The organism is Acinetobacter sp. WCHA29, assembly GCF_002165335.1.
GTDB lineage: Bacteria > Pseudomonadota > Gammaproteobacteria > Pseudomonadales > Moraxellaceae > Acinetobacter.
In genome coordinates, this window is sequence record NZ_NHRQ01000002.1 from 212733 (window position 1) to 223389 (window position 10657).

The 10657-nt window shown below is 38.8% G+C and carries 8 protein-coding genes; 5 read left to right on the forward strand and 3 right to left on the reverse strand.

The annotated features are described in order from the left end of the window. The first annotated feature begins 121 nt into the window (after positions 1–121). The 4 genes from ftsH (at position 122) to CDG59_RS02475 (ending at position 5177) form a co-directional block, all read left to right on the forward strand. On the forward strand, positions 122–2017 hold the full coding sequence (ftsH, locus tag CDG59_RS02460) for an ATP-dependent zinc metalloprotease FtsH (protein WP_087543352.1): 1896 nt from the start codon (positions 122–124) through the stop codon (positions 2015–2017). Positions 2018–2157: 140 nt separating this feature from the next. Further along, positions 2158–3012, forward strand: a complete 855-nt coding sequence (gene folP / locus CDG59_RS02465; protein ID WP_087543354.1) for a dihydropteroate synthase — start codon at positions 2158–2160, stop codon at positions 3010–3012. Positions 3013–3131: 119 nt separating this feature from the next. Continuing rightward, positions 3132–4751, forward strand: coding sequence for a vWA domain-containing protein (locus CDG59_RS02470; protein WP_087543448.1), 1620 nt, complete (start codon positions 3132–3134; stop codon positions 4749–4751). 111 nt (positions 4752–4862) lie between these two features. Continuing rightward, positions 4863–5177: a DUF5713 family protein gene (locus CDG59_RS02475; RefSeq protein WP_034602853.1), complete on the forward strand. Its 315-nt coding sequence runs from the start codon at positions 4863–4865 to the stop codon at positions 5175–5177. A gap of 29 nt (positions 5178–5206) precedes the next feature. Here CDG59_RS02475 and CDG59_RS02480 read toward each other — a convergent pair whose 3' ends face one another. After that, positions 5207–6811, reverse strand: coding sequence for a CocE/NonD family hydrolase (locus tag CDG59_RS02480; RefSeq protein ID WP_087543356.1), 1605 nt, complete (start codon positions 6809–6811; stop codon positions 5207–5209). Between the two features lie 278 nt (positions 6812–7089). Between CDG59_RS02480 and pnuC the strand changes: the two genes are divergently transcribed. Then, positions 7090–7662, forward strand: coding sequence for a nicotinamide riboside transporter PnuC (pnuC, locus tag CDG59_RS02485; RefSeq protein ID WP_087543450.1), 573 nt, complete (start codon positions 7090–7092; stop codon positions 7660–7662). A gap of 43 nt (positions 7663–7705) precedes the next feature. Here the strand turns inward: pnuC and CDG59_RS02490 are convergent, their stop codons facing one another. Together CDG59_RS02490 and CDG59_RS02495 are read right to left on the reverse strand one after the other, a co-directional pair. Continuing rightward, positions 7706–8839, reverse strand: coding sequence for a glycerophosphodiester phosphodiesterase (locus CDG59_RS02490; protein WP_005161692.1), 1134 nt, complete (start codon positions 8837–8839; stop codon positions 7706–7708). 163 nt (positions 8840–9002) lie between these two features. Further along, complete coding sequence (locus tag CDG59_RS02495; protein ID WP_087543358.1) at positions 9003–10616, reverse strand: phosphoethanolamine transferase; 1614 nt, start codon at positions 10614–10616, stop codon at positions 9003–9005. Positions 10617–10657: the final 41 nt, after the last annotated feature.

Consider the following 10657-nt stretch of genomic DNA (forward strand, 5'->3'; position numbering starts at 1 on the left):
GTTGTTAAAAATTGTGCATTTTGTACCTTTTAAGTTTTTTGCAACGCAAATTTATTGCTGTTTTTGTGAAGGTCAGCCAAGATTAGGTATGATCAAATTAGATTGATATGGGAATAAAGCCTTGAGCGATTACTTCAAGAATGCCGTATTGTGGCTCATCATACTCGGTGTTCTGATTTTGATTTTTAGCAACGTCAGTGACCGCAATAAGCCTGCAGCGATGAAATATTCTGATTTCGTTGCAGCGGTGAATGCTGGGCAAATTAAACAAGTCACAATTGACGGTTTAAACATTAGTGGTGAAAAAACCAATGGTTCTTCTTTTGAAACGGTTCGTCCACAAGTAGAAGACACTGAATTGCTTCCAAGCTTGAATAAACAGAATGTAGTCGTTGAAGGTACTGCACCACAACGTCAAGGCATTTTGATGCAACTTCTCATTGCGAGCTTCCCTGTATTACTGATCATCTTATTATTCATGTTCTTTATGCGTAATATGGGTGGGGGCGCTGGTGGCAAAAACAGCCCAATGAGTTTTGGCAAGTCAAAAGCGAAAATGTTATCTGAAGATCAGATTAAGGTTACGTTTACCGATGTTGCAGGTTGTGATGAAGCAAAACAAGAAGTGGTTGAAATTGTTGACTTCTTGAAAGATCCTTCTAAGTTCAAACGTCTTGGTGCAACCATTCCTCGTGGTGTGTTGATGGTTGGTCCTCCAGGTACGGGTAAAACATTACTTGCGAAAGCCATTGCAGGTGAAGCTAAAGTTCCATTCTTTAGTATCTCTGGTTCTGACTTCGTTGAAATGTTTGTTGGTGTCGGTGCATCACGTGTTCGTGACATGTTTGAACAAGCTAAACGTCATGCTCCATGTATCATTTTCATCGATGAGATTGATGCTGTTGGTCGCCATCGTGGTTCTGGTACAGGAGGTGGTCATGATGAGCGTGAACAAACCCTGAACCAAATGCTTGTTGAGATGGATGGTTTTGAAGGTAATGAGGGTGTGATCGTCATTGCAGCAACTAACCGTGTAGACGTACTTGATAAAGCATTGCTTCGTCCAGGTCGTTTTGATCGCCAAGTGATGGTGGGTTTACCAGACATCCGTGGTCGTGAGCAAATCTTGAATGTTCATTTGAAGAAACTTCCTTCGGTTACAGGCGTGGATGTTAAAGTCCTTGCTCGTGGTACGCCAGGATTCTCAGGTGCGCAACTTGCGAACTTAGTTAACGAAGCTGCGTTGTTTGCTGCTCGCCGTAATAAAAACACGGTCGATATGCATGACTTTGAAGATGCAAAAGACAAGATCTACATGGGTCCAGAACGTAAATCGATGGTGATTCGTGAAGAAGAACGTCGTGCGACGGCTTACCATGAAGCTGGACATGCCATTGTTGCTGAAATTTTGCCAGGTACAGACCCTGTGCATAAAGTAACAATCATGCCACGTGGTTGGGCACTAGGTGTAACTTGGCAGTTGCCTGAGCAAGACCAAACCAGCCATTACAAAGATAAGATGTTGAATGAGCTTTCAATCTTATTTGGTGGTCGTATTGCCGAAGAAGTGTTCATTAATCAAATGTCGACAGGTGCATCAAACGACTTTGAACGAGCAACTAAAATGGCGCGTGCAATGGTGACCAAGTATGGTATGTCTGATGCTCTTGGTGTAATGGTTTATGAAGATGAAAACCAAAGTGGTTTCTTTGGTAATGTGGGTAGCCGTACAATTTCAGAAGCAACTCAGCAAAAAGTTGATGAAGAAGTACGTCGTATCTTAGATGAACAATATAAAGTTGCTCGTGATATCTTGGAAAATAACAAAGATATCGCACATGCAATGGTGAAAGCGTTGATGGAATGGGAAACCATCGATCGTGACCAAATCCGTGACATCATGGAAGGTCGTGAACCACAACCACCTAAGGTCTATATTCCTGAAAATCCAGTGGCTGCATTTGAACCACCAAAAGATGGTCCATCTACACCACCACCATTACCAGCAATGGGTTAATTAGAATTAAATAAATCAGAGCGACTTAGGTCGCTCTTTTTTTGTTCTTATTTTAGCCAAGCTGAAAATAAATCAACAATGTTCACAGAATAGTCTTGTTAAACTAAAGTGATTCGTAAAGTGTTAAGAGTTTTTTGATAATGCAGTTGATGCCATTACCACAGCAGCAGTTACAATGTGGTCGTTTTACATTGGATTTATCCCAACCACAGATTATGGGTATTCTCAATGTCACCCCTGATTCTTTCAGTGATGGTGGACAGCATCATCATAAAGAACAGGCGGTTCAACGTGCTTTGCAGATGATTGAAGAGGGTGCAAGCATTATTGATATTGGTGGAGAGTCAACTCGCCCAAATGCATCACCCGTTGAGCTAGAAGAAGAAATTCAGCGTGTAATTCCTGTGGTGGAAGCATTATCCAAGTATGATGTGATCATATCGATTGATACCAGTCAGCCTGAGGTGATTCGAGCTGCCGTGAAAGCAGGTGCGCATATCTGGAATGATGTTCGTGCTTTAACTCGTCCACAAGCTTTAGAAACGGCGGCTGAATTAAATATTCCTGTGGTGTTGATGCATATGCGTGGTGAACCGACCAATATGAATCAGTTGGATCAATATCAGGATGTGACTGAAGATGTGATTCATGAATTACAGCAGCGGCTTAATCAAGCAATTGCAGTCGGAGTAAGCAAAGAAAATATTATTATCGACCCAGGTTTCGGTTTTGCCAAGAACGCACAACAGAATTTTCGATTACTCAATGAGTTTTGGAAGCTGAATCGGATGGGGTATCCGATCTTGTCTGGCTTGTCACGTAAACGTTTCATTGGTGAGGCATTGAATGGTGTACCTGCACAGGAACGTGCGCTTGGAAGTGTCATGGGGCATCTACTGAGTATTCAGCAGGGCGCTAGTATTGTTCGAGTGCACGATGTTAAAGCCACAAGCGATGCGATAAAAGTTTGGAATGCGATGCGTTTAGCTCAATAATTACAGAGAAATAATGAAGATAAAAATACATTCCAATACGATGTATCTTTATCTTTTTGCATACAATCACTGCAATCTCGTCATTCATTTAAAAGACATAAAAATTGGGGGATTTTATGATGCATCAATCTACAAACATACTGACCTTAACCTTGCTAAGTTCCATGATGATCGCCTGTGGTAATCCCATAAAGGAACGTAGCCATGTAGTCGCTCCTGCATCTTTGGTTATGTCTAATATGGCAGCGGATAGTACCCGAAAGATGATTGCTCCTGCTGCGTACATGGCGGCAATGCCTAGTCCAGAAAGCGTGCGGCTAGAACAGAATACTGAAAAATATCAAAAGAATGAGGTCAATCCTATTTATCGGGTTGCAGATCAGGCAGTTTCAACTTTTAGCATTGATGTCGATACAGGCAGTTATAGCAATACCCGCCGTTTCCTGAATGATGGGCGTTTGCCACCAGTCGATGCGGTTCGTGCTGAGGAAATGATTAACTACTTTGATTATCAATATCCGCAGCCAAACAGCATTCACCCATTCTCGGTCACGACTGAAATTGTTGATTCACCGTGGAAAGAAAATGCCAAACTGATCAAAATCGGGATTCAAGCCAAAGACTTGGCAACCAAACAGTTACCACCAGCCAATTTGGTATTCTTGGTTGATGTTTCCGGTAGTATGGATGCCCCAGATAAATTACCCTTGGTTAAGCAAACTCTTAGATTATTGACCGAGCAATTGCGACCTCAAGATAAAGTCACGATTATTACTTATGCTAGTGGTGAGAAACTCATTTTAGCACCCACTTCAGGTGATCAAAAAGACAAAATTTTAACCGGCATTAATGAATTACAGGCAAGTGGGGCAACCGCAGGCGAACAGGCAATTCAACTGGCTTATAAACAAGCTGAAAAAGCCTTTGTGAAGAATGGAATCAATCGTATTTTATTGGCAACTGATGGCGACTTTAATGTCGGGATCACAGATTTTAGTACTCTAAAAGGCATGGTGGCGGAAAAGCGCAAAAGTGGTATTTCACTCACGACACTGGGCTTTGGAACAGGAAATTATAATGAGCAGTTGATGGAGCAACTGGCGGATGCAGGAGATGGTAATTACAGCTATATTGATAATAAAAATGAAGCGAAAAAAGTGGTACAACGTCAGCTTTCGTCAACACTGGCAACGGTTGCTCAGGATGTAAAAATTCAGGTGGAGTTTAATCCTGCTACGGTAAAAGAATATCGCTTAGTGGGGTATGAAAATCGGATGCTAAAACAGGAAGATTTTAATAATGATAAAGTCGATGCAGGAGATATTGGGGCAGGGCATAACGTAACAGCAATTTATGAAATCGTTCCAGTCGGACAACAAGGCTGGCTCAATGATTCACGTTATCAGGCATCGACAAAAACAGATACAACGAAAAAATCTGAATATGCGTTTGTAAATTTGCGCTATAAATTGCCAAATCAAGAGAAGAGCATTCTTTTAAACCAAGCTGTAAAAGCGCAAAGTAAGTCCCTTGCTCAGGCCAATAGCGATACTCGTTTTGCGATTGCGGTGGCTTCCTATGCCCAGCAGCTAAAAGGTGGGCAATACAATGCTGCTATGGGGTGGGATCAAATTATTCAGTTAGCCCAGCAATCTGCAAAACCAGATCCTTACCAAATGCGTGAGGAATTTATAGAGCTTGCCAAGATCGCAAAAAGTTTAAGTGCTAAAAAAGACTAAATTATCTTTTTTAAAAGCGGTCGGAAAGATCGCTTTTTTTATGTCTAAATATCGTGATTTGTATGGGATTATGTTATAAGCATGGCGTTTTATTGGCATATTATTTTATTTATGTTTGAAGATCTCCTTCTCCCGATGTTTGATGATGAATATTATCCTGACATTCTCGTTGCCGAAGTTAAACAACAGATTAAACACTTTTCCAAAAAGGTGGGTCGTTCTGGTTTAACTGAAGCGGAAATATATCATTTTGCTCATCATACAATGATCGCAATTAATGAGATGAAACCTCAGTTTGAAGACCTAGATTCAAGTTTAGATGATACGGCTGCGGATTACATTGCTGAAGCTATGATGATGATTGTGCAAGAAGCAGGTTATTTTGAGATTGAAATGGAACAATTGATTGCAAATCGAGAGTGGTAAAATTCACTCTCGATATTTAGAAATTATGATCATTCCTTATTTGAAATCTCACTCCAAAATTTAGGTAAAGTAATTTGACCTGAAATCCATGCTTCAATTTTAGGTTGTTTAATTTTTTGATAATAAATACTTTCGGTCTGAATCAGTAAGCCTAAAGTATCGCCTTTATTCAAACGTCCATTAATACTAGGTAATTCAATAGTTTGATTTCCTTTCGATGCTGAATTTTTATGAGAAATAACTTGATCAAAAGTATGTTTTTTGCTTGGATTTAATGCTGTTGTTTGATCATTTAAAATAGCATATTTACCCGTTTTTTCAGATTTAATGGCCATAGAAATAAATAGTGTTGGTTCTACTTTATTATTTGGCGTTTCGATCTTTAAATTGAGTTGTGGGGTACCTGTGAGATGTGCCAATTCAGTTATTGTATGGATCGGAACAAACACAGCTTGCGAATTCTGAGGTTCAATCCAAGTTCTATTTAACGTGTATTGTGTTTTTGCATCCAAATCTTTGAACTTATAGACTGGACTTTTGTCGACACATAATTCTGGTAAATCAATTGTTGCAGTTTGGTCTTTGAGTTTTTGATCAAACCATCCCATGATCGTGTCTTGTAATTTATATTGCTTTTGATTCCCACAGGCAACAGATTTCCCAATATACCAAAAAGGAGTATCACCCAATGGGGAACGCTGTGCAAATGGTTGTAAATGTCCGCCTTGTACGCCGATTAAATGGACTTCATGCTGCGATTTCTGAATACATTGAGCCGCTTTAACGCCTTCATTAAAAGGAAATAATACATCTCTAAAGCCTTGGATAATGAGCGCATCTGCTTTTGGCGCTTGAGCATTTTCACAAAACCAACTAGCTTGATGTGTCTTTAGTAAATCATAAGTTGATTGTTTCAACTGACCTTGTTGGATATCTTGATAAGCTTGTTTAAGTTCGGGATCAAATTTGTTCCAGTTCCACCAGTCACCAATCAAATTCAAGAAACTTAGCCAATCTCCTTTTGGAACGCCATTGGGTACAAGGCTATCGACGATATCATGCCAAGTTGTGATTGGTACAATTGCTTGTAGGCGAGGGTCTAGAGCAGAAGCAATGTATTGCACACCGCCTGCATAAGATTCGCCAATCATACCTGTACGAACACCATTTTGATTTTGTGCTAGTTGTGGCAAGTTTTTTTCAGCCCAGTTCATGATGCTAATGACATCTTGAGCTTCTTTTTCAGGATCGGTTAAGCGAATTTTACCCTGACTATTTCCATGACCACGTTGATCATAGCTGATGACCCAATAGCCATTTTTCCACGCTGTTTTGGCTACTTGACCCGTCGGAAGTAAAAAACCATACAAGCTTAATTCTGGTCTTTTCATTCGAGATAAACCAAAACCATGGGTATGTAGCAGCAAAGGAGCTGTTTGTCCTGCTTTTAAATGTGGTTGATACACTGTAAACGCAATGATTGTTCCATCTGATGCGATTGTTTTTGCTTGAAAATAACGTTGTTTTAATTCTGTTGGTTGAGATTGAATTTTTTGAGGTTGAATTGCCGCATTGACACAACCTTGTAATAGCAAAAAAATGCCAAAGCAAAGCCATAAAATATTTGAACGCATAGATTCTTTCATCCTTGAGCAAATCTGTGAGAAATTCTAATTGGATGGTATGTAGTTTACAGTGTGAAACGGATTGAGACTATAAAGGATAGGTCATTTTATTGACCTATCAGTTTTATACTATTTAATTCGATGTGGGCTTGAGTGAAAAATAACCTTTGGCGTTAAAGCTTTAAAAATATGGCGAATAGAAGCGCATCAGATCAAGATTTTTTGGCTTGCTTAAATAAAGAATATTTCCATAATGTTGTCATTCGGATTTTCAAAGTAGTTTGCTCTTGTCTTCGTTAGAAATTATTGCCGTTATTATTAGTGTGATCGGTGTTGCGCTCACGATAAAACGGAATATGTGGTGTTGGTGGTTTAATTTTTTGGCATTTATTTTATATGCTTACCTTTTTTTCACCTTTAAATTATACGGCGAAACGATTTTACAATTCTTATTTATGCTGATTAATTTCTATGGTTTTTATTATTGGCTGAAAGGTAAACGCCAAGACCATGAGATTCGGATCGAACCAATTGCAGCCAAAAGGGTATTGATGCAAATGTGTTTAGCAGCAATCGGTGGATTATTGTTTGGTTTAACGCTTAAACATTTTACCGATGCTGCTGTACCGTTATTAGATGCCCAACTCGCTGCTTTTAGTTTACTGGCAACCTATTGGACAAGTCGTAAACATATCGCAACTTGGGTACTTTGGGTATTTGTCGATATTGTCTATGTAGGTATGTTTATTTATAAAGAATTATTTTTAACCGCAGGATTGTATGCCGCTTTTGTGTTGTTGGCTGCATATGGTTGGTGGCAATGGGAACAAGTCAAACACAAGCAACTTACTCTTTCTTAAAAATAAGAGCAGTAGAACAACTGCCCTTATTCACTACTTTGACTTATTTAGTTGCTTGATAACTTTGTACTGCCTGACGACCTAATGCTGGATCATCAGTAAATACACCATCTACGCCAGCCTTGAAGTAAAGTTGCATTTCCTTGATTGAACCAGACTCACAACGCTCGGCTGCTTTGGACGTATCCTTACTACATTTTAAGCTGTCTGGTAGGAAATTATTTTCAGGGCGGAAGGTATAAGGATGTACTTTTAAATTGACTTTATGGGCATCTGCAATAAAAGAGGTGGTCTGTGTCATTGCTGCATCTTTAAAGACATAGACTTTCCATGGACCTACACCATTGGCATAGGCCGAAACGTCTTTGAGGCCTTGTGCCGTTGCTAGATCTGCATAGGTTTTAGGATTGTTTTGTGCAACATAATCTGCTGGTCTTGCTTCAGGCGAATCATAGAGCTGAATCAATTGTGCATGCTTAACACTCTTGTGTAAATCGAGTTGATTTTTTAAATATTTTAGATTGCCAACTTCAAAAGACTGTAAGTAAATAGGCGCAATATCGCGGCTATATTGGTATTTGGATAAGGTTTTTAACAAAGTATCTTCCATAGCCAAATTCTGTTTTTGGAAATAGGTTGGGTGTTTGGTTTCTGGATAAAGACCAATAATTTTGCCCGTTTTTTGATAATGCTTTGCAGCTAAATCAATGATTTCATCGAGTGTCGGGATTTCAAATTGATCATTATATTGCGTATTGGCAGCACGATACTGGGGAATACGCTCACGTGCTTTGAGCTGTTTTAGCTCGGCCAAAGTAAAATCTTCAGTAAACCAACCTGTTAAACTCACGCCATCAATAATTTTAGTTTTTTTACGGTCTGCAAATTGAGGAAGCGTTGCAACATTGGTTGTGCCGCTGATCTCATTTTCATGGCGAGCAACCAATATGCCGTCTTTGCTTGATACCAAATCTGGTTCAATAAAATCAGCACCATCATCAATCGCTTTTTGATAGGATGCGAGTGTATGTTCTGGACGAAGTGCGCTCGCGCCACGATGTCCAATCACTTGTGGTAATTGAGGTTCAGGTTGCGCCGTGCTTTGTTGATCTTTGTTGTCATCATTGCAAGCTGTCAGACCGATCAAGCTAATACAGACCAATACTTTTTTGAACATAATTTAACTCATTAGTTTTTCTTAAAGCATTGATCTTGCCGTTTTAATTTATCAAATGGATGACAATCAGATGATAATTTTATGAAAATAATGATTTTTTAACTGAATGTTTGAAATCCAATATCTGATTTTAGGCTTTGATAAAGCGGGGTCTGGAGGGAGATTATGACTTCTGTTTCCAATAAGGCCAATTTACTTCAGGCGTAAAACGATAATCACGATCTAACCAATAAGATTGCGGTGAAGCAGTTTTATTTTTAAGACCCATGATATGCATTAAATTGTTATCAAGTTCTGCTGTATTAAGCATTTTTTCTTTATTGACACCCGTGACTTGCATATTGTCATGCCACATAATCACAGGAACTTGGTATCCCGCTTTTGTATTCGGGCTGTGACCAGCATAGTCAATTTCATGACCAACTTCATTTCCGTGATCTGAAACGACCATAAAAGATCTAAAATCAGAATTATTATCAGCCTTTAGATCATCTAAAAATCTAGCAAGCAACGAGTCTTCATATAATACTGCATTATCATAATCATTGCGTAGTGAACGAACCCAAGGATCAATATTACGATTCTTGAGGTCGAGTTCGACAGCATCATTACTGTCTCCAGTAAATTTATTAAACGCTAATGGGTAACGTTCTTGGTAATTTGGATGTGCGCCAATCAAATGAAGAATAATCAGTTTTTTAGGATCCGGATCTGCAAGAGCTTGTTGATAAACGGGAATAAGCTTTTCATCTAATGAATGACTACTTCTTCCTGATCGTGTATTTTTATAAACAGCCGTATCTGCATAAGAACCAAATAATGAAGATAAATAACTATCATCTTGATTGCTTAACCAATAAATCTTATAGCCTGCCGCGCGAGCGTAAGCTAAAACGCTTTCCGAAGAATATTGATCATGCGCAGATGCAGGACTTTCAGTCAATAAAACACGTAGCGCATTGATCGTTGAAGGTGACGGTGAAAATGCATTACAAAAGATTTTTAACTCATCAAGTTTTTTTGCTAATTGTGGAGTCGTCTCGCGTTGATAACCACAAACACCTAAATTTAAACTTGTTAAGCTCTCTGAGAGAACTAACACATGTGTTTGTTTCTCATCCTGTTTTTTTGTTAAAGTTAAATTTTGCTTTGCACTGATGTCCCATTGTCGGTGTACATTTTGATGTTGCTTAATTCTATTTTTAAAATCCTGAAGTTTTGTTTGATAGTCTGACCAAAAAATGATGGGATGAACTTTACGTGATGGCTTCATTAAATAGCTTGTTATTGTTAATAGAACAAGTAAAACGATACAACTACGATAAATTCGACTCTGCCACATCTGATCAAGATGGTGAGCTTTAATCAGTTTGAAAGTAGAAATACTGTAAATAATTAGCAAGCAAAGTAGACTAAAAATCACACTTAAGATTGTGCTTAAGTGTAGTTGTATGAATTCCCACGTTTCCTGCTGACTGGTATTAGCAATTGCTTCAATAATAAAATAGGCTTCATTATCACTATTAAATAAAAACCACGTACTCGAACGTAGTAGTACATCAAGCCAAGTCGCAAACCACCATAAAACTGTAAGTCCATACCAATATTTTTTTTGTGTTTTAATGGCAAGCCAAATTAAACCTACACCTGGCAAAGAAAGAAATCCCAGTCTTAAACCATCAGACAAATTGCCAGCAATACTGAGTAACCCCCCAGTAATTAATGCGGGCAATAGAATTAGGAGCAGAATATTAAAATGTTTAAAACTGGCCTTCATATATGCCTAGAAAAATAAGGGAGCAACGGAGAGCGTGCTAC

Excerpts from the sequence above, each read along its gene's own strand:
- folP (WP_087543354.1), top strand. The coding sequence starts at position 2,158 with ATGCAGTTGATGCCATTACCACAGCAGCAGTTACAATGTGGTCGTTTT.
- CDG59_RS02480 (WP_087543356.1), bottom strand. The coding sequence starts at position 6,811 with ATGCGTTCAAATATTTTATGGCTTTGCTTTGGCATTTTTTTGCTATTA.
- CDG59_RS02490 (WP_005161692.1), bottom strand. The coding sequence starts at position 8,839 with ATGTTCAAAAAAGTATTGGTCTGTATTAGCTTGATCGGTCTGACAGCT.
- CDG59_RS02475 (WP_034602853.1), top strand. The coding sequence starts at position 4,863 with ATGTTTGAAGATCTCCTTCTCCCGATGTTTGATGATGAATATTATCCT.
- CDG59_RS02495 (WP_087543358.1), bottom strand. The coding sequence starts at position 10,616 with ATGAAGGCCAGTTTTAAACATTTTAATATTCTGCTCCTAATTCTATTG.
- CDG59_RS02470 (WP_087543448.1), top strand. The coding sequence starts at position 3,132 with ATGCATCAATCTACAAACATACTGACCTTAACCTTGCTAAGTTCCATG.